Raw genomic sequence first — 25,884 nt, forward strand, 5'->3', positions numbered from 1 at the left:
GTCCCGATGGCGCCGACGACGCCAACACCAAGCCCGAACCTGCCACTACCGACGACGCGGCTACCCCTGACCAACTGCCGTTGCAGTACTAGCGGCGGTCGATGCCACCGGCCGGATCCGTGATCGAGGCATCGTCCGTGCCCTGGCGTGGGAGCCGGGTGCCCGACGTGACGGTGCAGGTCACGGCCAAGTGGAGACCCCAGGTGTCGACATAGGACGAGGCTCCCGGTAAGACAGCAATCGGCCAAGATCAGATGCCCCAGCCGGGAGCCTCGCTGTGCTGCCTTACCCTGCCGCGATTCCGTTGTCCGCCCGCAGCCTGAACCACCTCGCGGGTCTCATCCGCCGCCACCGCGAACAGCGCAGATCCCGATGGCGGCGCCTTGATCCCGGCCGGCAGGCACTGCTCGCGCTCGCCCACCTGCGCAACGGTGACACCCTGACCCGCCTGGCCTGCGGATTCGAGATCGGTTTCACGACGGCTTGGCGGGACGTCTGCGAAGCTGTCGACCTGCTTGCCGCCACCGCAGACGACCTGAACGCCGCGATGGACCGGATCCGCCGGCTGGCCTACGCGATCCTCGACGGAACTCTGATCCCGATCGACCGAGTTGCCAACCAGAAGCCCTACTACTCGGGAAAACACCGCCGTCACGGCCTGAACGTACAGGTCGTCGCCGACCCGGCAGGCCGGCTGGTCTGGGCCTCAGCTGCCCGGCTCGGTCCATGACCTGACCGCAGCCCGCGCTCACGGCATCATCGACGCCCTGAACAGCACCAACGTGATGACCTTTGCCGATAAGGCATACCAAGGCGCCCGCGGCAGCATCCGCACACCATTCAAACGCCACCGCTACCGGCCGAAACTGCCGCCCTGGCAGAAGAAGGTCAACCGCGCTCACGCCCGGATCCGGGCCATCGGTGGACGCGCCAACGCCACCCTCAAGACCTGGAAAGTTCTGACGAAACTGCGCTGTTGCCCACAGTGCGCCACCGCGATCCTGCAGGCGATCCTGGTTCTGCATTACGTCGAGAACCCGGCCTACGCAGGATAAGAGGGATCGTTGTTACACGGACGGGTCCCAGGCGATGAGCTGATCGAAGATGCGACGGTCGCCTTCGAGCTTCAGGGAATCCAGCGGTATGCGGCCGTAGAACATCAGGACTAGGTCACTGGCCGTGCCCCGGGCGGAGGCGTCGGCCGTGTCCGGGGCCTCACCGGCAGCGGGCTCGCCGAGGCGGGCGACCCGTATCCCGTCGCGGGACAGCCGCAGGCGCCAGGAGCGGCCCTCGGTAGCGTGGTAATCGACGACGGCGGGTTGGTGTGGCCAGGCGACCGTCGTTGCGCAGAGGGTGAACTGGCAGTCGTCGAAACCGTCGAGGGCGACCTCGTCTGGTAGCGGCTGCGGGGCACCCACGGTGAGCTGGGCGTCGTAGGTGTACACCGCGATCTCGGGGACCTGTCGCCGCGCCCAGGCACCAGAGGTTTGCGGTGACGGCGAGTCATCCCACCACGTCCAACAACCGCGATCCGGGCCGGCCTCACGCAGCGTGCTCGTCAGTAGCTCGATGGACTCGGTCCACCAGGCCAGCAGTGCCTCGCGTTCCCGAGGCGCACCCATGCCGTCGTCCCAAGCCGACTTCTCCGGGGGCACTTCGGCAGGCCCTGCGGCGACGATGGCGGCTGATTTGCGGCGGGCCATGCCCACGTGTTGTACGAGGTCGAACAGCGTCCGCTCGGGAGAGGCATGCGGATCGCTGGTCAGAACCGACACGTCGAGGCTGGGCGCCGCGGCGACCGCGGCGCGGAAGGCGGTCGACCGTTCGTCAATGAGCCGCAGATAATCAGAGAACGTCAAAGTCTTTTGCACTCCGGCTTTCTACCAGTGTTCTCCGACAACCGGACAGCGATTTTCGCAGCCGACGCGGCACTGGCCCGCCAGGGTTCCACCTGCCGTGACCTGCGCCGTCACGATGAAAAAGGCTCAAGGTCATGGACGGCATGGTCGAGTGGCGGAACCGGCCCCTCGACCCCGTGTACCCGGTCGTGTTCATCGATGCCATCAACGTCAAGATCAGAGACAGGCAGGTCGCGAACCGGTCGATTTACCTCGCGATGGCCGTCACCGTCGACGGTCACCGCGACATCCTCGGAATCTGGGCCGGCGACGGCGGCGAAGGTGCCGAACACTGGCTGCACGTGCTCACCGAACTGAAGAACCGCGGCGTCGCCGACGTGCTGATGCTGGTTGCCTGGGCGGAGTTCGTGCCGTTCCTCGCCTTCGACGTCGAGATCCGCAAGGTCATCTGCTCCACCAACGCGATCGAGAGCGTCAATGCCCGCATCCGCAAGGCCGTCCGAGCTCGTGGTCACTTCCCGAACGAGGCCGCCGCGCTCAAGCGCGTCTACATGGCATTGATGAGTCTCGACCCCGCCGGCGCCGGACGCCGGCGCTGGACCATGCGCTGGAAAGCACCGTTGACGCCTTCCAGACCGCCTTCGAAGGCCGACTCACCCCGGCCAATCACTGACCACCTCAACAACCAAGATCAGCCGTTAACTTGACACTCCCAGCGCCCCGAACAGGTCTCATCCCAGCTGCTGGGGAGTGCGGACGTGTGCGCGTTCGCCCTGTTTCCCGACGAGGCTGAGGAACTCTACCGGCCCTGAGCTGGTGGCGCCGAACCAGTGCGGGGTCCGGGTGTCGAACTCGAAGGCCTCGCCTGGTTCGAGGATGAGATCGTGTTCGCCCAGAACGAGTCGTAGCCGGCCGTTGAGGACGAAGGCCCAGTCATAGCCTTCGTGCGTGCGTAGGTCCGGTTTGGTGTCGTCGGGCCTCGCAGGAAGAACGATCTTGTAGGCCTGGATCCCTCCGGGTCGCCGAGACAGCGGTAGAACGGTGGAGCCGTCAGTGGTGGGCAGCGGGCGCATGTTGATGCGAGGGTCGCCGGTCGGTGGTGCGTCGACGAGTTCGTCGAGGGTGACGCCGTAGGCGCGGGCCAGGGGTAGGAGCTGTTCGAGCGTAGGGCGCCGGAGGCCTGCCTCGAGCCGGGAGAGCGTACTGATCGAGATGCCGGTCTGCTCGGCGAGTTCTGTCAGGGTGATATCGCGATGGTGGCGTAGTTGCTTGAGCCGTGGTCCGACAGCGTCGAGGGTGCGGTCCGCCTGTTCATCCATACCCCAGTTTGCCATTTGGCAAAAATCTTTGCAGTTCTGCTCGCCGATGCTCACTGTTGGGGACATCTGGTTGCCATCGGGCAGCCGCAGGCTCATCGGGGGTCATGATGACAGGACAAACGAGCACGCTCCGGGACGTGGTAGTCGTTGGCGGTGGCGCGGCCGGCCTCAGCGCCGCACTGACCTTGGCTCGCGCGCGCCGCTCGGTGACTGTGGTGGACGCGGGTGAGCCGAGGAACGCCCCAGCCGGCGGGGTGCACGGGTTGCTGGCCTTGGACGGGGTGAGGCCCGCCGAACTGCTCGCCCGCGGACGCGAAGAGGTCCTCGGCTACGGCGGTGAGATCCTCGCGGGCGAAGTGGTCGAGGTCTCCTGCGCGTCGTACGGCTTCACGGTCGTCTTGCGCGACGGCGAGGTTCTGCAGGCTCGGCGTCTCCTGATCGCGACCGGCCTTGTCGATGAGCTACCTGATGTTCCCGGGGTGCGCGAGCAGTGGGGGAACGGCGTCGTGCACTGCCCGTACTGCCACGGCTGGGAGGTTCGCGACAAGAGGATCGGTGTTCTGCTCACGGAGCCGATGGCGGCGCACAAGGCATTCTTGTTCCGTCAGTGGAGCTCCGACGTAGTGTTGTTCGCGGGTGACCACCAACTGGAGCCGCAAGTAAGCGCTCAGCTGGATGCGCTCGGCGTCACGGTGGTCTCCGGCGGGGTCTCGCGGCTGGAGATCGACGGTGGTCGGGTGAGTGGTGTCCGACTGGACGACGATCGGGTCGTTGCGGTCGATGTCGTCGCCGTGACAACACGGATGGTCGCTCGCACGGCACCTTTCGCCGGGATCGGCATCAAGCCGACGACCCATCCGGCCGGCGAGTTCATCGAGACGGACGCTTTCGGCAAGACCACTATCGCCGGGGTCTGGGCCGCGGGCAACGCCTCCGACATCTCGGCACAGGTCAGTGGGGCCGCGGCCGAGGGCGCTCGTGCGGCCCAGCACATCAACGCCGACCTGGTGATGGAAGACGTGAACCGGGCTGTGGCCGCGTCGGCCGAACCTGCTGCTGACCAGGAGGACGTGTCGATGACGCATTCGTTCGACAAGCAGTACTGGGATCAGATATGGGACAGCGATCGTGCCGCTGCGATGGCCACCAGTCAGGCCAACCCGCATCTGATGAGCGAAGTCGGGGACCTGGCGCCGGGAACGGCCCTGGACGCGGGCTGTGGCGCCGGGGCCGAGGCGATCTGGCTCGCCACCCAGGGCTGGCAGGTCACCGGGGCGGACATCGCCGCCGCGGCGCTCGCTCACGCGGCCGAGCGCGCGGACGGCAGTGGCGTCGCCGACCGGGTGCAGTGGGTCGAAGCTGACCTGTCCATGTGGCAGCCGCAAATCCAGTACGACCTGGTCACCACGCTCTACGCGCACCCCGCCATGCCGCAACTGGACTTCTACGACCGCATCGCGTCCTGGGTCGCCCCCGGCGGCACCCTGCTCATCGTCGGGCACCTGCACCACCACGACCAAGACCCTGCCGCCGGGCACGGCCACGGCGACACCGAGCCGCCCGCCTCGGCCTCAGTGACAGCCGCCGACATCACGGCGCGCCTCGATCCGGCCGTCTGGGAGATCCTGGCCGCGCGTGAATCGCACCGGGCCATGACCGGCCACGACGGCCAGCCGGTCTCAATCCATGACGTGATCGTCAAGGCCCGCCGCTGCTGACCGAGCGCTTGAGAGGGTGGTTCGGTAGCTTTCGTCCATTGTGGGTTTGAGCTGGCATGTGGATGTGAGCCGTGGTCGTAACCGGCGAGGCCATCGCGGTGTTGGGCTGATCATGGGTGAGCGTGCGGCGTACCCGAGCGACTTGACCGACGAGCAGTGGGCGGTGGTCGGACCGTTCCTACAAGCGTGGAAAGACCGCCATCCGTCGGTGTCGGGGCATCAGGGCCGCTACGAGTTGCGGGAGATCGTGAATTCGATCTTCTACCAGAACCGGACTGGTTGTCAGTGGGCGTACCTGCCGCACGACCTGCCGCCGAAGTCGGCCACCTACTACTACTTCGCCCTGTGGCGTGATGACGGCACCGACCAGGTGATCCATGATCTGCTGCGCTGCCAGGCGAGGGAGCGGGCCGGCCGGCGGGAGGATCCGACCGCGGTGGTGCTGCACACTCAGTCGATTCGGGCGGCCAACCACGTCCTGGCCGCGACGACCGGCAAGGACGCGGCGAAGAAGGTCCCGGGCCGTAAGCGGGGCCTCGCGGTCGACGCCCTGGGGTTGATCATCGCGGTGGTGGTCACCGCGGCGTCGGTCACCGTCAACGCGATCGGCATCCGGCTGCTGGACAACGTCCGCGCGCACACCCGACGGTGACCAAGGCGTGGGTCGATGCCGGGTTCAAAGACGACGTGCAGATCCACGGCGCGGTCCGAGGTATCGACGTCGAACAGGTCCTTCGGTCCGACACGACGGCCGGGTTCGTGCCGGTGAAGCGCCGGTGGGTGGTGGAGCAGACCAACGGCACGCTGATGCTGCACCGCCGCCTGGTCCGCGAGTACGAGAGCCGACCCGCCTCGGCGGTGTCACGCACCTGGTGGGCCTCGACGGCGTACCTCATCCGCCGGTTGACCGGCACCACGACCACGACCTGGCGCGACCAACGGTGACTCAGCCGACGCTGCTGACCCTGCTCACCGAACGCGAAACCGCCGCCGGCCTGGCCGTCGAGCGGCTCCGCGCCCAGATCGCCTCCCTCGACGAGCAGCTCACCGCGGCCGAGACCGAGGTCACCGAACTCGCCATCACCCGCAAGACGCTCCTGAGCCTCGGCGGCCCACTCGACGCCGCGGCACCCGCTGACCCGACCATCGCCACCCCGCCTACCAGCAGATCCTCGCCGTCTTCCACGCCGCCACCGCACCGATGCGCGCCAAGGACATCTGTCAGGCGCTGGGCACCGGCACCACCGCGAAGGACACCGAGAATCTCCGCGCCAAGCTCAAAAGCCTCGTCGCCCGCCAGATCCTCACCGAACCCGAGACCGGACTGTTCACCCTCGCCCCGCCGACGACGTCCGCGTAACCCCCACCACCAGGGCCTCTAACGAACCGCCAAGCCCATATCGGACAGATCATCCCGAACCGCCCACTCGCGGGGCCTGGTGCCGTCCGCGCGGTCTACCGACGCTCAGCTCGGCGACGACCCCGCCTGTTGTCGTGACGTGTCAGCCTTGACACGTTTTTGCTGGCGAACTGGCTGCTTTCCGAACCTCGGCAAGATCGGCACAGCACAGTCGTCTGGGCGTTGCCCTAGAACCCGAGCAGGAACACACGAATGCTGTACGACATGACCAGCGACATTGTCGTGCTGGCCGAGGGCTTGACGAAGTTCTACGGCTCCCGGCGCGGCATCGAAGACCTCACCCTGGAAGTCCGCACCGGCGAGGTGATGGGCTTCCTCGGCCCCAACGGCGCAGGGAAGACCACCACCATCCGGCTACTGCTGGACTTCCTGCGCCCCACCCGCGGCCACGCCCGGGTCCTCGGCATGGACCCACGCAAGGACAAGGCCGCCCTGCACCGGCAGATCGGCTACCTACCCGGTGAACTCGCCTTCCCGGGCCGGGAGACCGCCAAGGAGCTGCTGCGGTTTTTCGGCGACGCCCGCGGCGGCCTGCCGTGGACCGCCGTCACCAGCTTGGCCGACCGCCTCGACCTGGACCTTTCCCGGCCCGTGCGGGCCATGTCGAAAGGCAACAAGCAGAAGGTCGGCCTCGTGCAAGCGTTCATGCACCAACCGGCGCTGCTGATCCTCGACGAGCCGACCAGTGGCCTGGATCCGCTCATGCAGCAGGAGTTCCTGGCCATGGTCCGCGACGCCCGCCACAACGGCCAGACGGTGTTCATGTCCTCGCACGTGCTCGCCGAGGTCCAGTCCACCGCCGATCGGGTGGCCATCATCCGCGACGGGCGGCTGGCCGCCATGGAGAAGGTCGAGTCCCTCGGTCGACGGGCCGTCCGCAGCGTTGAGATCCACTTCGGCGACCCCGTCCAGGCGTCGGAGTTCACCGGCCTTCCGGGCGTCACCGGCGTCGAGGTCGCCGGTCCGGTGCTGCGCTGCACCGTCGACGGCCGTCTCGACCCCCTGATCAAGACCGCCGCCCGGCACGAGGTCGTCGACCTGCTGTCAGCCGAGCCGGACCTGGAAGAGACGTTCTTGTCCTACTACTACACGGGAGAAGGTGCGAGCGATGCTGCCGCCGCTGGTGCGTAAGACCTGGCGCGACGACCGCCGCGCCATCATCGGCTGGACCTGCGGAGTCGGCGCGTTCACCGCCATCTACACCGGCTTCTACAGCCAGTTCCAGGGTGCCGCCGAACTCAAGCAGAACGCGCTGCCCCAAGGAATGCTCGACTTCCTCGGCATCGCCGACATGCTATCTCCGGCCGGCTACCTGCAAGCCACCGTCTTCTCCCTGATCGGCCCGCTGCTGGTGCTCATGTGCGCGGTAACGCTCACGGCCCGCACCATCGCCCGGCCCGAAGAGGACGGCGGCATGGAGCTGCTGCTGGCCAATCCGCTGTCGCGTACGGCGTTTGCGGTCCAACGGCTGGCAGCGGCAGCTTCGGCGATCACGCTGGTCGCCGTAGTTCCATGGATCCTGCTCAGCATCCTCGTCCCGGCGATCGGCATGAACGTCCCTATGGGAAACCTCGCCGCTGCCTGCGTCGGCCTCGTGCTGCTGGCGTGGTGCTTCACCGGCATCGCCTTCCTTGCCGGGGCCGTCACCGGCAAACGCGGCACCGTGCTTACGGTGGCCGGCGTTCTCGGCGTGGCCACCTACATGGCTAATGCCCTCCCGAACATCAGCGACGACGCGAGCTGGCTGAAATGGCTCTCGCCGTTCTATTACTTCATCGGCACCGATCCGCTCCACACCGGCTGGCATCCAGGACCCCTGCTCTTGCTGGCCGGCATCGGCATCGCCACCGCGGTCGCCGCAGTGATCCTGTTCGACCGACGCGACGTCGGCGTCTAATCCACATGCCGGTGGCCGCCAACTGAACGGGGGCGGCCACCGCTGGTCAAGGAAGACGCGATGAGCCCTCACCCGCAACCACTCACCGAGCAATGCCAGACACTGCTGCAGCTCCCACCCGGAACGCACCGCCACCAGCAAGCCACCGCTCTCGGGCGCGACGCCGCGACCAGCAGCCACAGCATCGACGACCTCGTAGCCGCCATGCTCAGCGCCGCCAGAAACACCTGGACCAGCCGCCCACCGCAACGCGAGGAAACCTCAGCCGCCGTCCATGCCCGCGCAGCGGACTTGCTCGACGTCACAACCAACATCCTCGACGCCGCAACCGCCGGATTCCACGACCACGTCCGCCGACAGTTGGCCGACCACGACGACCAGCGCAGCGAGTTCGTCAACGACCTACTCACCGGACGAGCCGACCCCGGACACCTCGCCGAACGTGCCCACCGGTACGGCATCCGCCTGTCCGGCAGCCACATCGTCACCATCGCCGCCAGCGAAACATTTACTGACCCCATCGTCCGAGACATCGACGCCGCACTCGCGTCCCGTTACGGATCAGGGAACACGCTCACCACCCTGCGCAACGGGCAACTCGTCTGCATCAGCACCGGCGGCCTGCGCGGCCTACCCGCCGAACTCGCCCACCAACTGCTCAACCACCTCGACGCAGGCACCTGGCAGATCGGCGTCGGCCGCCCCCACCCAGGCGTCAACGGCATCGCCACCTCCCTGCAAGAAGCCCGCAACGCCCTCGACCTGGCCAGCAAACTCGGCTTCACCACCCCAGTTCTAAACGCCGCCGACCTGCTCGTCTTCCCCGTTCTCCTACGCGACCGCGACGCCATCACCGACCTGGTCACCACGGTCCTCGGCCCCCTACGCCAGGCACGCGGAGGAGCCCAGCCCTACCTCGACACACTTACGGTTCTCTTCGACAACCAGGGCAACCACACAGCCACAGCCCGTCAAATGCACCTGTCCGTACGCGCCGTCACCTACCGCCTCGACCGCATCCAAGCACTCACCGGCTACCACCCGAACGAACCCACTCAGAGATTCACCCTGCACACCGCCGTACTCGGAGCCCGCCTCCTCGGCTGGCCGGGGCTGTCTCGCTAACGGCTCTGGGCCTGTCTCGCTAAAGGTGTTTCCGGCGATCTTGGTTAGTAGGTTTCAGCGGCTGGGAAGCGGTCGCTGAAGGTGATGGCGAAGGCGTTCAGGGCTGGTTTCCAGCGCATCGTCCATCGGGCTCTGCCTGCTCCGGTGGGGTCCGGGGACCGGGTCACCAGGTACAGACACTTCAACGCGGCCTGCTCGTTCGGGAAGTGGACACGCGCCTTCACTGCCCGCCGGTAGCGGGTGTTCAACGACGATCGCGTTCAGTGGAGCAGATGACCTTGCGGATCTCCAGGTCGTAGTCGAGGCGGCGACCGGCGTTGCACTACCTCAGCGGAGTCCGTCTTTGACGTCCGACATCACCAGCTCAGTGAAGTCGCACGGCTCCAACCTGGTGTGGCCTGAGCCCCATCTCGGTCACCATTCCGGGAGCTGACCACCGCCAGCCCTCGGGTCCCGCCTCATCGGACACGCGACGGGGCGCGACGTCCGGCAGCCCGAATCGACAGACGACAGGCGTGCACCGCGGGTGGTCCACGACCACGGTGTGGCGTGCCTCGCCGACCGGCCCCGGCCGGGTAAGCCGGCCGAGGTGCCCGGGTCGGTACGGGCACGGATCCTCGCCCTGACCCGGATGACACCACCGGAGGCGACGGGCTCACGCACTGGTCGAGCCGGGAATTGTCAGGAAGCCCCGGCCGACGACGTGCTCGTTGAGTCGCTCCCGGGCTCCCACCCCGAGGATGAACCGGCCGTCGGAGATGATCGCGAGGGTGGCAGCGGCCGGCGCGATGATCGCTGGGTCGCAGCGCACCGTCGGGTAGGTCGCTCCAGTGGCCGACCGCACCCGGTCGGTCTACGCGGCGAAAGCACCGGACACTGTCCCGGTGAACGACGACTCGCCGCCCAGCGACGGGGTCGGCGGACGGTTCCGCCTGGATCGGCGTTCGTCGGATTCCGGTTCCCGATGGATTCTGGTCACCAGAGCAGCCCTTGGTTGTCGATGCCCTCCGCATGAGGACACCATCAACCAAGGGCTGTTCCTGTGATTGGTCAGGGCCGCGCCGGCCCCTCAGCGGTTCAGGATCAGCTAGACCGGACGCGCGTAGCCCGAGACGTAACGCCTGACGCCGTCGCGGGTGACATACATGGAGCTGGGTTTGCGCCAGCCGAAACTAGTCACCTTGTTGCTGACATTGCCTTCGACGGTCATGATTTCACGGCTCGAGCCGGAACCGCGTACGCCGACGACGATTCCGATGTGTCCGGAGGCGGCGTAGTTGCCATAGACGACGGCGTCGCCGATGGCGGGCGTGCCCGACAGCCCCGTCCAGCGGCCGTTTCGCTTCGCCCAGTCCTGCCAGTAGGTGGCCCAGTGCCCTTGAGCGGTGCCCGAGCCTTTCATGCTGGGCTTCTTGGTGGCTCCGCCAAGGACCCAGCAGTAGTTCACGAAGACACCGCACCATTCAGCTGGCCGTACGATGTTGCTGGTGAGTTTGTAGCGGCTTGGGTAGTAGTTGCCTCCGCTCTCGGCTGATCCGACTTCACTTTCCGCTAGGTTTGAGATCAGGCGGCGGGTGTTGCTCGCGTCGGCGAATGAGGGCGTTTCCAGCAGTATTGGGGCAGCCATTCCGGCTGCTGTCGCGAGCAATAGCCGGCGCCGCGATATTTCGATGCTAGTCATTTTCAACCCCAATGGCATGGTCGGTGCCTTGCAAGGATCCGGTTGTGCTACTCGTGACGGCCTATTGTTCCTCCTTCGACCCGTGTCGGTTCCTGCGCCGACGCGGTCCGTCCCCGGCAGTCGCCGGTCGGCATGCGTCTGCTGCTGAATACCTGTACCGGCCGTCAGTAGGCGAACGACAGGTGCGGCCCGTGTTCCGAACAGATCCGAACCGTTCGAGACGCCCTCGCCGTCAACTCAGGCGAGGTGGTGCGGCGACCTCAGGCCGGGTCGAGCAGGAAGACCTGGCCGACGGCGTTGGCGTCACAGGCGAGTTGGCGGACCGGTGCCCAGTCACCGGTGGCGCCGTTGACGACGCCGAGACACATGCCACTGTGGACCGGACGGATGCGGTACCCCAACGCCGGGACGATGACCGGTTCGAGACGAAACTCCTGGCCGCCGCCGGTGTCACAGAAGCTGTCCGCGACCATCCCGTTGTCATCCTTGTTGCCATGGTCGACACCCATGCAGCCTGGACCGAACCGCGGATGGTCGGTGCGGATACGGAATATCCGATCGCCCTCGTCCGTGAGCGTCATGGCGGGCATCGCTGCAGCGCAGTCAGTCTGGAAGAGGTGACCGAGATCGGAGTCGGGACGTTCGGACACACACAGCCTGGTGTGCGCCAGCCGCAACCGATAGGGCCCGGGGACGGGCATGGCAGGCTGCGATGCCGACGTACCGCCGCTCGTCGAGGCATGGTCCGGCGTCTGACGCGGGCCAGATGGACCGCCAGCGGACAGCAGCGCCATCGTCGTCACTGTGGCGGCCACGGCACCGACCACGAAGCCCAGTGCCGCAGGCGGAAGCCAGCCACGTCGCGGTCGTGCGCTCGCGGCCCGGGTGCCAACCGGCACCGGATCCGCCGGAGCACCAGCAGCCTTCGGGTCGGTGGGGAAACTCTCCGGCCCAAGTTCTTCGGGTGCGCCGTCGGACTCGGCATCGACGATGGACGGCTCGTGGTCCGCTGCCTCGCTCACGGCGAGTCGACGGCGGGCATCGAGCCACCGCACGACATCGTCCGGTCCGAGCCCACAAGCCCGGACCAGCGCCGCGACCGCCTGTTCCCGAGGCAGGGTGGCGCGCCCCAACATGGCGGCCAGCGTGCTGGCGGGCAGGACATCGCCCGCAGTGTGAGCCCGATCAGCGATGTCCCGGTAGGTCAGGCACGACAGCGTCCGGAGCCGGCGCAGCAGAGCCACATACTCGCCAGGCGTTCGAGCTGCCTCCGGCCGCAGCCCGGCCAGCAGGTCCGACATCGCATCCCCCATTCCATACGCGTCGGGCCCTGCTGCCTTGCCGGTCTGGTGGACGCCGAGCCGCCTCAGCGTGCACTGATCACATCGCTTGGGCAAGTTCGACGGACGCGGCAGCGACCCTGTTTGTTGCGGCGGCCTGGTGATCGACCGGGGGCTGGGCGGGAGGGCTTCGGTGCGCTGGCCAGGCATGGGGTCTTGGTGCGGAGGTGCCGGAAGCCTCTGCGGACGCGGGCGGGTGAGAGGCGTTCGGGTGGTGTCGGTTTCTCCCAGGACCGGCGTAGGTCACTTGTCAGGCCACGGGCCAGGCGTAGCTGCGCGTAGACGGCCAGGATGAGCCAGGTCCATCGGTCGGCGGCTTGTGAGGTGCGGATCTTCGGGCAGGTCCAGCCGAGGGTTTGTTTGAGTAGGCGGAAGGTGTGCTCGATGTCGAAGCGGCGCAGGAACGTCTGCCAGAGCCGGTCCACGTCGGCGGGTAAGGCGTTCGTTTCAGAGCACCACAGCCCTACTGGATTCGGGATCGCGCCGCTGGTGAGCCACCCCCCGGGCCGCCGGAAAGCTTCGAACGGCGGTCATACCCGATCGGGGGTGCGGTCGTCGGGTTCGACCGTCTGCGTTGCCCGGGCGCCGAGTCTGCGTACCGCCCAGATGCTCGTGCCGAGCACGAACGGAATGCCCAACAGGAACGCGGCCCGCACGTCGACCGTCGCGGCCACGACACCCCCGAGGACGGCGCTGACGGCCGCCGCGAGCGAGGTGATGCTGCGCGAGAGGCCCATGACCCGGCCGAGCGTGTCGGGCGGCGTCACCCGCTGGCGGATCGTCACCGCCGCGATGTTCCACACGGCGAGCGCCATGCTGCTCAGGACGAGCAGGGCGCCCACGACGAACTCGCTGGTCGCGAGTACGAGGCCGACCTGCGACGCGACGATGCCGGCGGTCGCCGCCACGAGGGCCTTGGCGTCACCGATGCGGTTGCCGGCGCGCTCCATCACCAGCCCGCCGACGATGCCACCGATGGAACTGACGGCGAGCAGGATGCCGAAGACCGACGCCGGGGCGCCGATGTCCTCGGTGACGTAGATGACGAGTACCGCGTACCAGGCGCTGTCGGCGGCGGCGACCGCGGCGCCGGCGAGGATCACGGACCGCAGCACCGGGTCCCGCCGGACGACGCGGAAGCCGTCGGCGAGCAGTTCGGCCATCGGCCTGCGGACCTTCGGCGGGGGCCCGTCGTCTGACGGCTGCGTCCGAGAATGGCCGGGGTACTTGCCGACCAGAAGCGCCGACGACAGAAAGAGGGCGGCCGAATGAAGCACGAATGGCAGTGCCCGGGCCACCTCGAACAGCCGGGCGCCGAGGAACGGGCCCACGAACTCGTTGCAGGTGATCCAGGCCGTCGAGAGGAGGCTGTTGGCCCGCGGGAGGTTTTCGGACGACACGACCTGCGGCACCGCCACCTGGGACGCCGTGTCGTAAAGGCATTCGCCGAGACCGATAACGAGTGCCGCCGCGTACAGCCACCAGAGTTCGGCCGTGCCCGCGTAGATGGAGATTGCGACGGATGCCAGCACCAGTGCGCGCACGAGGCTCACTGCCAACATCAGCCGCCGATGATTGACGAAGTCCACCACCGCGCCGGCCACCGGACCGAACAGGATCCACGGGACGAACTCCATGGCGGCGAGCCCGGCGATCGCGGTGGGGTCGCGGGTCAGCGTCAATGCCAGCAGAGGAAACGCGGTGATGCGGATGCCGTCACCGAGATTGGCGAAGCTGACCGACCCCAGCAGCCGCCAGTATCCGCGTCCCAGGGCAGCCTTTTCCCGCTGCTCAGGCGCTGATATTTCGCCCACCCCCCCGTGCCTTGGGTGCACACGTGATGAGCAGCCTCATGCTCCGGCAATGCTCAGATCGACCCGGCACCACCAACCCACCTTCACGTAGTCGACGCCGGATGGCAAGCCCGCTATCAATGGCGTCGCGCCACCCGGCTCCACCATGGTTGGTCCGGCCGCGACAGCCGATTGCGCGCCGTATGGCGAACGCACGCCCGTCCGCAATCGCCGTTCGAATGGCACGGTCACGGTCACGGTCACGACAGCGCCGGCACGGCCACGGGGGGCAACTCCCGTTTCAGCGACGACGCGTACCGCGCTGAACGTTGTTCTCTCACTGTGACGTCGGCTTGCCCGCTTCGTGCGGTGGCCGCAGTCGCAGGGGGCAGCGCCAGTCGGAAGGCGCCGGTGCGTCCGCGAAGCCGGGCACCTGTGAGTCGTCCAGCGTCTTGGGAAGCGAGGGGTTCACCGCGGGCGTCGCGCAGCTTGATCTGGTCGCGGAACCGCAGGAACGCCTCGTCCTCGGGGAGTCGCGCCCGGTCCTGCTCCAGCGGGGTCGCCGGGGATCCGCAGCTCGACGAAGGATGCGACGTAGCTGTAGAGGTCGCCCAGCTCCGGCCGTACCTGAGCGAAGTGGCGTAGGTCGGCTGCGAGATCACGCAGGCTCTGTCGGCGCGTGACGCGGTCCTGCGGTGTCGACAGTTGTCGCCACCGGCGATCGGCGAGGCGTGCTGCCAGGTCAGTGGGCCTGGCGGGTGCGGTCGCCGGGCCGGCACCGCCGGAGCGAGGCGGTGTTGCCGAAACGAGGTCTTGACGAGTCGGGAAGTTTGACATTTGATAAATCCCGCCGATGCAGGAGGTCTCATGTCAGCTCGCACCCGTCTCGTCGCGGCCGTTGCCGCAGCGGCTCTCACACTCACCGTCGCCGGCTGTGGTGATTCGGAGAAGGCCGATTCCCCCGATGCCGCCTCCGTCACCTACCTGACCTCCTTCGGGACGTTCGGTCGGGACTCGTACGCATACGTCGCCCTGGAGAAGGGCTACTTCAAGGAGGCCGGCCTCAACGTCACCATCAAGCCCGGCACCGGCACCGTCGATGTCATGAAGTTGATCGGGTCGGGGCAGGCCGACTACGGCACCGGCGACCTCTCCGGGGTCATCACCACGATGGCCAACGAGAAGATGCCGGTGCGCGCGGTGGCCGCCATCCACCAGCGGTCCATGGCCGGCATCGCCTCGCTGGACAAGGCGATCGACTCGCCGGAGAAGCTGCCCGGCGCCAGCATCGCGGACAGCTCCGGCTCCACCAACATGATCATCTTCCCGGCGTACGCCAAGGCGGCCGGCATCGACCCGAAGTCGGTGAAGTTCGTCCCGTCCTCGCCGCAGTCGCTGCCGCAGCTGCTCGCCGCCGGCTCGGTGGACGCGATCGGCCAGTTCGCCGCCGGAAAGCCGCTGTTGGAGAAGGCGGCCGGCGGCAAGACCGTCACCATGCTGCCGTACGCGGACAAGCTGCCCGACCTGTACGGCAACGGCCTGCTGGTCTCCGCCACGAAGCTGGACAGCGACCGCGCAGAGGTCGAGAAGTTCACGGCGGCGCTGGTCAAGGGCCTGATCTACGCGGTGGAGCACCCCGAGGAAGCCGCCCAGCTGCTCAAGAAGCACGACCGGACGGCCGACGAGAAGGTCGCCGCCGCCGAACTCACCGAGATGCGGCCGTACGTCCTGGTCGACGGCGGGACCGCCGGGAAGCTCGACCGGGCGCGGGTGGAGGCGATGATCAAGCTGCTCGCTGGCACCGGCACCCTCAAGTCGACGCCGAGCGCCGATGACCTCGGCGCCTACGACATCGCAAAGCCGTAACTTCCTCTTCGACGGCGGTGCGCGCGGCTGGTTGCCGCGTGCACCGCGAGGGGCGAAACCATGATCGGAATTCGTAACGTTTCGCAGATCTACCGCACCCGGGCCGGTGACGTGGAGGCCCTGCGTGATGTGTCGCTGGAGGTCGCCGACGGCGAGTTCGTGGCGATCGTCGGGCGGTCCGGGTGCGGTAAGTCCAGCCTGCTGCGGCTGGTGGCGGGCCTCCAGGAGGCCACCTCGGGCGAGATAACCGTCGCCGGCACCCCGATCCGGGGGCCACGGCGGGACATCGGCTTCATGTTCCAGCGCCCGGCGCTGCTGCCGTGGCGGTCGGTCATCGACAACGTGCTGCTGCCGACCGAGGTGTTCAGGCAGGACCGACGGGACGCCCGGACCCGCGCCCACGAGCTGCTCGACCTGGTCGGGCTGAACGGCTTCGAGAAGCGCCTGCCGCACGAACTCTCCGGCGGGATGCAGCAGCGGGTCTCGCTGTGCCGGGCCCTCATCCAGCAGCCGCGGGTGCTGCTGATGGACGAGCCGTTCTCCGCGCTCGACGCGCTCACCCGCGCCGACCTCACGGTCGAACTCCAGCGACTGCAGATGAAGCACGCCTCGACGGTGCTCTTCGTGACGCACTCGGTCGACGAGGCGGTGCTGCTTGCCGACCGGGTCGTCGTACTCAGCCCGCGACCGGGCCGGCTGCGGCAGATCGTGGGGATCGACATCGCTCGTCCGCGTTCGCTGGGACGCGACGGCCACTCGGCCGAACTCGGCGTGCTGCGCGCCCAACTGCACGACCTGCTGATGACCCCCGAGGAGGTGGCACGGTGACGGTCACCGAATCCCGCCGTACCGGCCGCGACAAACCGGGCGTTGCAGCCCGCTGGGCCCAGCAACTTCCGCCCGTGCTCGGCGTCGTGGCCGCCACCGCCCTGTGGTGGGCGATCACGGTCGTCTTCGACGTGGAGAGCTTCATCCTGCCGTCCCCGGTGCAGGTGGCGCAGAGCATGGTCGAGCAGTCCGGTTACCTGTGGGACAACACCCTGGTCACCCTCGCCGAGACGCTGCTGGGCTTCCTGATGGCCATCGCGGTCGGGGTGCCGCTGGCGCTGATCGTCACCGCCTCGCGGATGCTGGAGCGGACCGTCTACCCGCTGCTGCTGATGCTCAACGCCGTACCGAAGGTGGCCGTCGCGCCGCTGCTGGTGGTGTGGATGGGCTTCGGCCAGTTCCCCAAGGTCTTCCTGGTCTTCCTGGTCTGCTTCTTCCCGATCGTCATCTCCACCGCCGCCGGCCTCAGCTCCACCCCGGCCGACCTGGTGGAGCTGGGCCGGTCGCTGAAGACCAACTGGTGGCAGACGTTCCGCATGATCCGGATGCCGGCCGCCATCCCGCAGCTCTTCGTCGGTCTCAAGCTCGCCATCACCCTCGCCGTCATCGGCGCGGTGATCGCCGAGTTCGTCGGCGCCACCGAGGGGCTCGGCTACGCGATTGTCGCCTCCGGCGCCAGCGCCGACACCGCGTTGGCCTTCGCCGCGATGATCCTGCTCGGAGTGATGAGTGTCGTGCTGTTCTACCTGCTCGCCGCAGTCGAGCGGTTCTTCGTGCCGTGGGCGGACCGGTCATGAGCGCGCCGAACTTCCCGTCGACGGTACCGGTCCGGTGGCTCACCGACGCCGTCGCCTCGGTCTTCCGCGCACTGGGCTACTCCGAGCGGGCGGCCGGCCTGGTTGCCGGCTCCCTCGTGGACGCCGATATGCGGGGCATCCCCTCGCACGGGGTGATGCTGCTGCCGATGTACGTGGACCGGATCAGGGCCGGCTCGGTCAGCCGGGCCGAGCAGGCCGAGGTGGTCCGTGACAAGGGCGCCATCGCGGTGCTCGACGCCGGCCACGCGCTGGGGCAGCTCACCGGTGACCAGGCGATGCGGCTGGCGGTGACGAAGGCGCAGACGTACGGCGTCGGCGTGGTCACCGTCCGCCGGGCGTTCCACTTCGGCGGGGCGTTCCGCTACGTGGAACTCGCCGCGAACACCGGCTGTGTCGGCATCGCGGCGGCCAACACCCGTCCGCTGATGCCCGCCCCCGGTGGCGCGTCGGCGGTGGTCGGCAACAACCCGCTCGCGGTGGGCGTACCCCGCGCGGGCGGCAAGCCGGTGATCCTCGACGTGGCACTCTCCGAGGCTGCGCTCGGCAAGATCCGGCTGGCTGCCGGCGAGGGCCGTGAGATCCCCGCGAGCTGGGCGACCGACGCGCAGGGGCGGCCCACCACCGATCCGGCCGCCGCGCTCAAGGGACTGCTGCTGCCGTCCGGCGCCCACAAGGGATACGGTCTCGCGCTCATGATCGACGTACTGACCGGGGTGCTGTCCGGTGGGGCGTACGGCCGGGGCGTCCAGGGCCTCTACGCCGACGTGTCGGTGCCCAACGACTGCGCGCACTTCTTTCTCGCCCTGGACGCCGAGGCGTTCGCCGAGGACGCGGAGGAGCTCGCCCGCCGGGTCGACGACCTGGCCGACCAGGTGCTCGGCTCCGCGCTGGCGCCCGGCACGGAGCAGGTCCACCTGCCCGGTGACATCGAAGCCAGCCGGTACGACCGGGCGTCGCGCGACGGTGTCGCGCTCCAGCCGTCGGTCTTCGCCGGGCTGGCGGAGGTCGCCGCCGGGCTGGGCGTGCCGCTCCCGTCACCGGCCAGCGCCGGCTGATCCGGTCGACGAAGGAGGAAGGAAGTCATGCAGGCCAGTTTCGATGCCACCGGCGAGGTGCTCGTGGTCACCGGCGGCGCCAACGGGATCGGCGCCGCCCTCGCCCACGCGTACGCGGACGCGGGGGGCACGGCCGTGGTGTTCGACGTGACATCGGGTCAGCCGCATCCCAGCGGGCGGGTGCAGGAGCACCGGGTGGACGTGTCCGACCGCGACGCGGTGCACGCGGCGGTCGCCCGGGTGCTCGCCGAGCACGGGCGGATCGACGCCCTGGTGGCCGGGGCGGCGGTGCAGCCGCGGTGCGACGTGGTCGACATGGACCCCGAGCAGTGGCGCCGCACGCTGGCGGTCAACCTCGACGGGGTGGTCTGGTGCGCGCAGGCCGTCCTGCCGGGCATGATCGCCCGCCGCTCGGGCGCGATCCTGGTCTTCGCCTCGGGCCTGGCCACCGCCGGCCGGGCCCAGGCGTCGGCCTACGCGGCGAGCAAGGGGGCGTTGATCGCCTTCGCCAAGTCGCTCGCCGCCGAGGTCGCCGAGCACCGGATCCGGGTGAACACCGTCTTCCCCGGAGTGGTCGACACCCCGCAGTTCCAGCAGGCCAACCCGACCGGTGGCGAACGGGAGCACTGGGCGCGGGCCACCGGCATCGGCGCGCCGGCCGACGTGGTCGGCCCGCTGATGTTCCTGCTCTCGCCCGCCGCGACCATGACCGGATCCACCCTCACCCGTGACCGGGCGTACCCGAGGAGCGAAGCGCAATGAGCAGCACGACCGAGCAGTTGCCGGTGGGCATCGTGGGCGCCGGGCCCGTCGGCCTGGTCACCGCGCTGGGCCTGGCCCACTACGGCGTGCCGGTGGTCATCTTCGAGGAGGACGAGCGGCTGTCGCTCGACACCAAGGCCGGCACCGTCCTCACCCGCACCCTGGAGGTGCTGCACCGGTACGGCGTCCTGGACGACGTGCTGGCCGGGTCGCTGCGCATCGACGAGATCGGCGAGCTGGATCGGGCCACGAACACCCAGACCCTCAGCGTCCGGACCGGGGACCTCACCGAGGACACCCGCTTCCCGTTCGTCATCAACATCCCCCAGCACGAGCTGGAGCCGATCCTGCGGCAGCGGCTCGACACCACCGCCCCCGGCGCCCTGCACATGGGACACCGGCTGCTCGACTTCGCCCAGCACCCCGACCGGGTGGACGTACGGCTGCACACGGCCGAGGGGGAGCGGACCGTTCCGGTGCGGTACCTGCTGGGCTGCGACGGCGGCCGGTCCGTCGTCCGGGACCAGATCGGCGCTCGGGTCGAGGGCGAGACGTACCAGGAGCGCTACATGCTGGTCGACCTGAAGGTCGACCTGGACGTGGAGAACCCGCGCGACTACCCGTACCTCGCCTACTTCGGTGATCCAGAGGAGTGGATGATCCTGGTCCGCCAGCCGCACTGCTGGCGCTTCCTCTACCCACTGCCGGCCGGGCAGGCCGAGCCGGACCGGGACGAGCTGGTCGACAAGGCACGCCGGTTCATCGGAGACACCAAGACCCTGGAGATCGTCGGCACCAACATCTACAACGTGCACCAGCGGGTGGCCGACCGGTGGCAGGACGGGCGGGTCTTCCTGCTCGGCGACGCCGCGCACCTGATCACCCCCATGTGGGCGCTGGGCCTGAACACCGGTGTCCTGGACGCCTCCAACCTGCCCTGGCGGATGGCCTGGGTGCTGCGCGGCTGGGCCGAGCCGAGCCTGCTCGACGGCTACCAGGTCGAGCAGGAACCGGTCGCCACCAAGGGCTCCGCGGCGATGGCCGCGGCGGCGCGGGCCTACATGGCCCGACGCGCCGACGACCCGGGCGTGATGACCGCCGGCAACTGGGGCAACGCGTTCACCCGCGCCATGCTCGGCGTACGCCTCGACGTGAGTGGCACGGGCGACTGGTCGATGGTCGCCGCCGGTGACGAGCCCCTGCCGGTGCTGGCCGGGGCACGCAGCCCCGACCTGCCGCTGTTCGGCCAGTCCGGCAACGTGCACCTGCACGACCTGGCTGCCGACGCCTTCGTGGCGCTCTACTTCACCGACCCGCGCCGGGTCCCGGCACTGCCGCCACAGGAGTCGCCCGCGCTGCGGCACTACGTGGTGAGCCGGTGGGACGCGCCGCACGACTCCGGACTGCGGGACCGGGCGCTGTTCGACCCGGGAGACCGGGTGCGGCGCCGCTTCGGAGTCGACAACGACACACTGGTGCTGGTCCGCCCCGACGGGCACGTGGCGGCGATCGTCCCGTTCGACCCCGTCTCCGGCATCGACACGGCCGCCCAGCTCTACGCCCGGGTCACCGGCTGCCCACCGCCCGTGACCCGGTCCGACAACACCCTCGTCTGCGAAAGGGATGACAATGAGTAACTACGGTCACGCGACCGCCCCGGACGGAACCCAGGTCGAGCTCGGTGCCGTCGGCCAGCAGGTGGTCTTCGAGAACGACCAGGTGCGGGTCTGGGAGATCAGCCTGGCGCCCGGCGAGCAGCAGCCCTGGCACCACCACCTCAACCCGTACCTGGTGATCGCGCTGGAAGCCGCCGACAACCGGATCGACGCGCTCGCCGGCGGCGACCCCCGCCTGGTGCACGAGGACATCGGCGGGGTGGTCTACCGCGAGCCGGGAGAGATCCACATGCTCACCAACAACGGCACCACCCGGTACCGCAGCCGGCTCGTCGAGCTGAAGTGCCTGGGGGAGAACCTCGTGTCCGGTCAGGGCGAGCAGTGAGCGACCTGCCGCTCGTACCGACCCCGCCGGTGCCGGCCGGCGTCGACCCGCAGGAGTGGGCCAACAACCTCTCCGAGCCGTCGAACTACGGCGGCGAGGCGGCCGACCGGTCGCGGGAGGAACTGGTGCCCGGCCCGGACGGCCTGGTGCTGGCCCGCTTCCGCGAGATCCTGCTCCAGACCGACGAGCTGGACTGGGCGGACAAGACACTGGCCGGCCTCTCCCACAAGGCGCTGTGGCGCAACGAGGAGACCGAGGCGTCCATCTCGCTGATCCGGTTCCGCAAGGGCGCCGGCATCCCGCTGCGCCACTCACACGCATCCAACCAGTTCATGTTCTGCCTCAGCGGCCGGTACACCTACGTACCCACCGGCCTCACCCTCATCCCGGGCTCCTTCTACTGGAACCCGAAGGGCAGCCTGCACGGGCCCACGCTCGCCGAAGAGGAGAGCGTCCTGCTGGAGATCTACGACGGGCCGCACTACCCGACCCAGCCGGACTGGTACACCGACCCGGCGGACGCCCGCTAGCTCCGCCTCGAAGAAAGAAGATGACGATGCCCAAGCAGCAGATTGTTTCCCCCGAGCTGGCCGCTCCGAACGGTCACTTCGCCCAGGCCACCCAGATCAGGGCGCGGGGCCGGATGGTGTTCGTGTCCGGCATGACCGCCCGCAACCGTGAGGGCGGAGTCACCGGCGTCGGCGACGTGAGCGCCCAGACGCACCAGGTCTGCCAGAACCTGCGCGCCGCGATGACGGCTGCCGGCGGGACGCTGGAGGACATCGTTCGGGTGGATGTCTACGTGCGCAACATGGAGGACTTCCACGCCATCCACGAGGTGCGCCGGCAGTACTTCACCGGTGAGCCGCCGGCCTCGACGATGGTGGAGGTCTCCAAGTTCGTGAACAAGGACTACCTGATCGAGATCAACGCGATCGGCGTGATCGACGACGAGCAGGACGCCTGATGAAGCTCGCCAGCGTTCGTACCGAGACCGGCCGGCGGATCGGGGTGCTGGACGGCGACACCGTCGCCGTGCTCCCCGCCGAACTGGGCGACCTCGACGAGGCGATCCGTGGTGGCGTGGACGCGTTGGAGGCGGTCCGCGCCGCCGCGCGGCAGGTCGCGGTGGTGCCGTTGGCCGAGGTCCGGCTCGACGCGCCGCTGCGCCGGTTCAACCGGGACATCCTCTGCACCGGGTGGAACTACTGGGACCACTTCGAGGAGTCGCGCGGTAAGCGGGAAGGGCAGGACCCCGCGGAACGGCCCAAGCACCCGGCCTTCTTCACCAAGGGCCCGGACACCGTCGTCGGCCCGTACGACGACATCGCCTACGACCCGCAGATCTCCGCCAAGTGGGACTACGAGGCGGAGGTGGCGCTGGTCATGGGTGCGGACTGCCGTTCGGTGAGCGAGGCGGACGCGCTGTCGTACATGGCGGCGTTCTGCGTGGCCAACGACGTGTCGCAGCGCGACCTGCAACGCGCGCACGGCGGCCAGTGGCTCAAGGGCAAGAGCATCGACGCCACCATGCCGCTCGGGCCGTGGCTGACCACCGTGGACGAGGTGCCGGACCCGGCGAACCTGCGAATCCAGTGCGAGGTCAACGGCGTGGTGCTCCAGGACGCGTCGACCGCGCAGATGGCCTTCCCATTCGCCCGCATCATCGCGGAACTGAGTTGGGGGATGACTCTGCGGGCCGGCGACGTGGTGCTCACGGGCACGCCGAGCGGCATCGGGAACGCCCGTGACCCACAGGTGTTCCTGACCGACGGGGACCTGGTGGTGACCCGGGTGGAAGCGCTCGGTGAGCTGCGTAACCGGGTGCGACTGACGAAGCTGCACTGACCCCGCGACGGGTGCGGGGCGGCGCAGCGCGGCGCCGACCCGCACCATTCCACAGCGACGAAATTGGTACCATTTCCAGGGCCCTGATGCGTTTGTGGGATCACCCGAGCACCCATGAACATGGATCATGTCCTGCGAGAACGGGACGAGCACGGCATCCATCAGCGGCTCTATCCGGAGGCAAACCGTGGTAACAACGCATCGTCGATCCGTCCTGAGCGACGCCAACGACGACGGCCGGACCGGTGCCGGTGGAGCCGACGGACAGCACCGCACCCTCGCCGACTCGGCGACCGCGGTCCTGCACGAGGCGATCCTCACCGGCCGGCTGCCGGCCGGCACCCCGCTGCGCCTCAACGAGATGGCCGACCTGCTCGGCATGAGCATGAGCCCGGTCCGCGAGTCGATCCGGCGGTTGGCCGCGCTCGGTCTGGTCGAGGTGGTCCAGCACAAGGGCGCCTGGGTCATGCCGCTGACCGTCGAGGACGCGGTCGACACCCATGAGACCCGGATCGCCATGGAGACGGCACTGATCGAGCGGGCGGCGACCCGGTTCACCGCCCAGGACGCCCGGCGGGCCGAGGCGGCACTCGACGAGCACATCGCCGCGTCCGCGCGCGGCGACGCCACGGCTGCCCGCCGGGCACACACCGAGTTCCACTTCACCATCTACCGCGCGGCCGGATCGCGTTGGCTGCTGCGCGGCCTGGAACCGGTCTGGGAGAACAGCGAGCGGTACCGGTTCGCGACGGTCACCCCGACGGGGCAGAACGAGGAACGGGTCCGCGAGCACCGGGCCATCCTCGACGCGTGCGTGGCGGGGGACGTGGCGGCGGCGGTGGCCGCCGTGCAGGTCCACATCCAGCACGCGGCCGACCGGGTGATCGGCAAGATGAACACCGACGCCGCCGCGGTGCCTGCCGCCCGGGCCGCAGGACACGCGCCGATCGGAAGCTGACCGTCGGCGTCACCGCGTCAGCCGGTGGCATCGCCCTCCAACCGTCGGGGCACCTCCGCCCCGACGGATCGTCCGCCGTGGGGGCCACGCCCGCCACCGTCCCGTACCGTCGGCGCGTTTCGTCGTGACCGCCGGTCGGGCCAACCGTTAGGAAGCCCCGTTGTCTGGCATCGACATGCACGCCCACCTCGCCCCCGACCTGCGCCCGGCCAACCTGCCAGGGGTCGCGGTCGACGGTGACGGCGCCGCCGTCCTCGGCGGCAAACGGGTCGGCCCGCCCGACCTGTACCACCCGGACCGGCTCGAGAACCACCTGGACCAGGCAGGGCTGGACGAGGCGATCGTCAGCGTCCCGCCGCCCTTCTACCGCCAGCGGCTGTCCGGACCGGAGGCGGCGGCGTGGGTCCGTGCGGTCAACGACGGCGTGCTCGCCGTGGTCGCCGACCGGCCCCGGCTCACCCCGCTGGCGTACCTGCCGTTCGAACATCCCGAAGTGGCCCTCGCCGAGTACGACCGGATCGCTGCCGACGACCGCTGGGCCGGCGTGGTGGGCGCCGCCGGTGGAGACGCCGGGCCGCTCGATGGTCCGCCGCTGCGCCCCCTGTGGCAGCGTCTCGACGCGGACCGGCGCACCGTGCAACTGCACCCCGCGCACTCGGCGGACCCCCGCCTGGAGCCCTACTACCTGGCCAACCTGCTGGGCAACCCGGTCGAGACGACGGTGGCAGTGGCCCAGCTCGTCTTTGGCGGGGTGCTCGGCGGGCACCCGGGGATCCGGTTCGTGCTGGTGCACTGTGGCGGTTGCGTGCCGGCGGTGGTCGGGCGCTGGGAGCGCGGTCACACCACCACTCGACCGGGCGTACCGGTGCTGTCGCCCACCCCGGCCGAGGCCGTGCGCGCCCTCTACGTCGACAATCTGGCCCACGACCCGCAGGTGGTCGACCTGGCGGTGTCGGTCTTCGGCGCGGACCGGCTGGTGCTCGGCAGCGACTGGCCGTTCCCGATGGGCACCGACGCTCCGTCCGCCACGGTGGCACACCGTGGTGCTGACTACGCCCGGCAGGTGGCCACCGACAATGCGGCGCGGGCTCTGGGGCGGGCACCCGGCGGTCGGTGACGGGTAGGGGCGGGGGACGCCGTCGAGCTGCCTGTGACCCGGCGTCGGGGCCTGACAGCGGTCCGTTGTGGCCCCAAGCACGGACGGTGAGGGTGCCGATGTGGGCCAGCAGGATGCCAGGCGTCCACTGCTCGACGTCATCGAACCCGCCGCCGCCACCGTCATCGACCTCGTCGGGAGGTAGCCGGTGCAGACGGACATGATGCGGCCGCTGTTGCTGCCCGAGATGCTGCTCGTGGTCAGAGCGCTCACCGCGCTGCTCGGGGCTCGTTCGTCCCCTGACACCAGCAGTGGATCATCCGGTTCCTCAACGCCGCCGTACTCGTCGCGGTCACCGTCACCGCTGGACACGTACAGTTACCCCACAGTAATCAGCGTCAGGCTTAGTACTGCAACGGCAGTAGGCGAATCGAGTTCGACTTGTGTTCGTTGGTCTGCCTGTGACGGATGTTGATGTTGCTCGGTGGCATGGGGAGTTG

At 68.9% G+C, this 25,884-nt stretch carries 24 protein-coding genes and 5 pseudogenes; 20 read left to right on the top strand and 9 right to left on the bottom strand.

Translation table 11 applies throughout. The features are described from left to right. Positions 1–277: 277 nt before the first annotated feature. A pseudogene (locus tag EV374_RS31905) lies at positions 278–1,055 on the top strand (transposase family protein). A gap of 12 nt (positions 1,056–1,067) precedes the next feature. Here EV374_RS31905 and EV374_RS31910 read toward each other — a convergent pair. Continuing rightward, positions 1,068–1,871 carry a maleylpyruvate isomerase N-terminal domain-containing protein gene (locus EV374_RS31910; RefSeq protein WP_132240886.1) on the bottom strand — a complete coding sequence of 268 codons (804 nt, stop codon included), beginning with the start codon at positions 1,869–1,871 and terminating at the stop codon, positions 1,068–1,070. Between the two features lie 116 nt (positions 1,872–1,987). Here EV374_RS31910 and EV374_RS31915 point away from each other — a divergent pair. After that, positions 1,988–2,532, top strand: a pseudogene (locus EV374_RS31915) (transposase); the annotation flags it as partial. 58 nt (positions 2,533–2,590) lie between these two features. On the opposite strand, the gene EV374_RS31920 reads toward EV374_RS31915, so the two are convergent. Beyond that, on the bottom strand, positions 2,591–3,178 hold the full coding sequence (locus tag EV374_RS31920; RefSeq protein WP_132240904.1) for a helix-turn-helix domain-containing protein: 588 nt from the start codon (positions 3,176–3,178) through the stop codon (positions 2,591–2,593). A gap of 137 nt (positions 3,179–3,315) precedes the next feature. Here EV374_RS31920 and EV374_RS33675 point away from each other — a divergent pair, with 137 nt between their 5' ends. The 6 genes and pseudogenes from EV374_RS33675 (at position 3,316) to EV374_RS31950 (ending at position 9,338) form a co-directional block, all read left to right on the top strand. Continuing rightward, positions 3,316–4,896 carry an FAD-dependent oxidoreductase gene (locus EV374_RS33675; RefSeq protein WP_486486071.1) on the top strand — a complete coding sequence of 527 codons (1,581 nt, stop codon included), beginning with the start codon at positions 3,316–3,318 and terminating at the stop codon, positions 4,894–4,896. Positions 4,897–5,008: 112 nt separating this feature from the next. Further along, positions 5,009–5,841 (top strand): annotated as a pseudogene (locus EV374_RS31930) (IS5 family transposase). Between the two features lie 256 nt (positions 5,842–6,097). Continuing rightward, positions 6,098–6,256: a hypothetical protein gene (locus EV374_RS33680; protein ID WP_486486072.1), complete on the top strand. Its 159-nt coding sequence runs from the start codon at positions 6,098–6,100 to the stop codon at positions 6,254–6,256. Positions 6,257–6,520: 264 nt separating this feature from the next. Further along, the gene (locus EV374_RS31940) at positions 6,521–7,447 is read left to right on the top strand and encodes an ABC transporter ATP-binding protein (protein WP_486486073.1); all 927 of its coding nucleotides are present in this window, start codon (positions 6,521–6,523) and stop codon (positions 7,445–7,447) included. Beyond that, a complete protein-coding gene (locus tag EV374_RS31945; protein WP_132240888.1) occupies positions 7,425–8,213 on the top strand; it encodes an ABC transporter permease subunit in 789 nt (262 codons plus the stop codon). Before EV374_RS31940 ends, EV374_RS31945 begins: the two co-directional genes overlap by 23 nt. A 60-nt stretch (positions 8,214–8,273) precedes the next feature. After that, complete coding sequence (locus EV374_RS31950; protein ID WP_132240889.1) at positions 8,274–9,338, top strand: helix-turn-helix domain-containing protein; 1,065 nt, start codon at positions 8,274–8,276, stop codon at positions 9,336–9,338. A 44-nt stretch (positions 9,339–9,382) separates the two neighbouring features. Here EV374_RS31950 and EV374_RS31955 read toward each other — a convergent pair. From EV374_RS31955 to EV374_RS33120, 7 genes and pseudogenes are all read right to left on the bottom strand, one after another. Further along, a pseudogene (locus EV374_RS31955) lies at positions 9,383–9,642 on the bottom strand (transposase); the annotation flags it as partial. A gap of 351 nt (positions 9,643–9,993) precedes the next feature. Next, positions 9,994–10,182, bottom strand: a complete 189-nt coding sequence (locus tag EV374_RS33685) for an LLM class flavin-dependent oxidoreductase (RefSeq protein ID WP_484513055.1) — start codon at positions 10,180–10,182, stop codon at positions 9,994–9,996. A 243-nt stretch (positions 10,183–10,425) separates the two neighbouring features. Next, entirely contained in the window at positions 10,426–11,019 is a 594-nt protein-coding gene (locus tag EV374_RS31970; RefSeq protein WP_165947965.1) for a CHAP domain-containing protein, read from the bottom strand. A gap of 260 nt (positions 11,020–11,279) precedes the next feature. Continuing rightward, a complete protein-coding gene (locus EV374_RS31975; RefSeq protein ID WP_165947966.1) occupies positions 11,280–12,320 on the bottom strand; it encodes a helix-turn-helix domain-containing protein in 1,041 nt (346 codons plus the stop codon). A 122-nt stretch (positions 12,321–12,442) separates the two neighbouring features. Continuing rightward, positions 12,443–12,853, bottom strand: a pseudogene (locus EV374_RS33690) (NF041680 family putative transposase); the annotation flags it as partial. Between the two features lie 36 nt (positions 12,854–12,889). After that, the gene (locus EV374_RS31985) at positions 12,890–14,173 is read right to left on the bottom strand and encodes an MFS transporter (RefSeq protein ID WP_165947967.1); all 1,284 of its coding nucleotides are present in this window, start codon (positions 14,171–14,173) and stop codon (positions 12,890–12,892) included. 36 nt (positions 14,174–14,209) lie between these two features. Next, on the bottom strand, positions 14,210–14,416 hold the full coding sequence (locus tag EV374_RS33120; protein WP_207914704.1) for a hypothetical protein: 207 nt from the start codon (positions 14,414–14,416) through the stop codon (positions 14,210–14,212). 603 nt (positions 14,417–15,019) lie between these two features. Here EV374_RS33120 and EV374_RS31990 point away from each other — a divergent pair. The 12 genes from EV374_RS31990 to EV374_RS32045 all read left to right on the top strand — a co-directional run bounded on the left by EV374_RS31990 (position 15,020) and on the right by EV374_RS32045 (position 25,405). Beyond that, positions 15,020–16,018, top strand: a complete 999-nt coding sequence (locus EV374_RS31990; protein ID WP_132240893.1) for an ABC transporter substrate-binding protein — start codon at positions 15,020–15,022, stop codon at positions 16,016–16,018. A gap of 60 nt (positions 16,019–16,078) precedes the next feature. Beyond that, positions 16,079–16,846: an ABC transporter ATP-binding protein gene (locus EV374_RS31995; RefSeq protein ID WP_132240894.1), complete on the top strand. Its 768-nt coding sequence runs from the start codon at positions 16,079–16,081 to the stop codon at positions 16,844–16,846. Next, the gene (locus tag EV374_RS32000) at positions 16,843–17,643 is read left to right on the top strand and encodes an ABC transporter permease (protein ID WP_132240895.1); all 801 of its coding nucleotides are present in this window, start codon (positions 16,843–16,845) and stop codon (positions 17,641–17,643) included. The genes EV374_RS31995 and EV374_RS32000 overlap by 4 nt, the downstream gene beginning before the upstream one ends. Beyond that, on the top strand, positions 17,640–18,719 hold the full coding sequence (locus EV374_RS32005; RefSeq protein ID WP_132240896.1) for an Ldh family oxidoreductase: 1,080 nt from the start codon (positions 17,640–17,642) through the stop codon (positions 18,717–18,719). The genes EV374_RS32000 and EV374_RS32005 overlap by 4 nt, the downstream gene beginning before the upstream one ends. A 27-nt stretch (positions 18,720–18,746) precedes the next feature. Beyond that, positions 18,747–19,481, top strand: coding sequence for an SDR family oxidoreductase (locus EV374_RS32010; protein ID WP_132240897.1), 735 nt, complete (start codon positions 18,747–18,749; stop codon positions 19,479–19,481). Next, on the top strand, positions 19,478–21,118 hold the full coding sequence (locus tag EV374_RS32015; protein WP_132240898.1) for an FAD-dependent monooxygenase: 1,641 nt from the start codon (positions 19,478–19,480) through the stop codon (positions 21,116–21,118). Before EV374_RS32010 ends, EV374_RS32015 begins: the two co-directional genes overlap by 4 nt. Further along, on the top strand, positions 21,111–21,482 hold the full coding sequence (locus tag EV374_RS32020) for a cupin domain-containing protein (RefSeq protein ID WP_132240899.1): 372 nt from the start codon (positions 21,111–21,113) through the stop codon (positions 21,480–21,482). Before EV374_RS32015 ends, EV374_RS32020 begins: the two co-directional genes overlap by 8 nt. After that, positions 21,479–22,012, top strand: a complete 534-nt coding sequence (locus EV374_RS32025) for a cupin domain-containing protein (protein WP_207914705.1) — start codon at positions 21,479–21,481, stop codon at positions 22,010–22,012. Before EV374_RS32020 ends, EV374_RS32025 begins: the two co-directional genes overlap by 4 nt. Positions 22,013–22,038: 26 nt before the next feature. Next, on the top strand, positions 22,039–22,449 hold the full coding sequence (locus EV374_RS32030) for a RidA family protein (protein WP_132240900.1): 411 nt from the start codon (positions 22,039–22,041) through the stop codon (positions 22,447–22,449). Then, a complete protein-coding gene (locus EV374_RS32035; RefSeq protein WP_132240901.1) occupies positions 22,449–23,330 on the top strand; it encodes a fumarylacetoacetate hydrolase family protein in 882 nt (293 codons plus the stop codon). Before EV374_RS32030 ends, EV374_RS32035 begins: the two co-directional genes overlap by 1 nt. A 187-nt stretch (positions 23,331–23,517) precedes the next feature. Continuing rightward, positions 23,518–24,288, top strand: a complete 771-nt coding sequence (locus EV374_RS32040) for a GntR family transcriptional regulator (RefSeq protein ID WP_207914706.1) — start codon at positions 23,518–23,520, stop codon at positions 24,286–24,288. 160 nt (positions 24,289–24,448) lie between these two features. Then, entirely contained in the window at positions 24,449–25,405 is a 957-nt protein-coding gene (locus tag EV374_RS32045) for an amidohydrolase family protein (RefSeq protein ID WP_132240903.1), read from the top strand. The last annotated feature ends 479 nt before the right edge of the window (positions 25,406–25,884 follow it).

It is taken from the genome of Micromonospora sp. CNZ303, assembly GCF_004345505.1.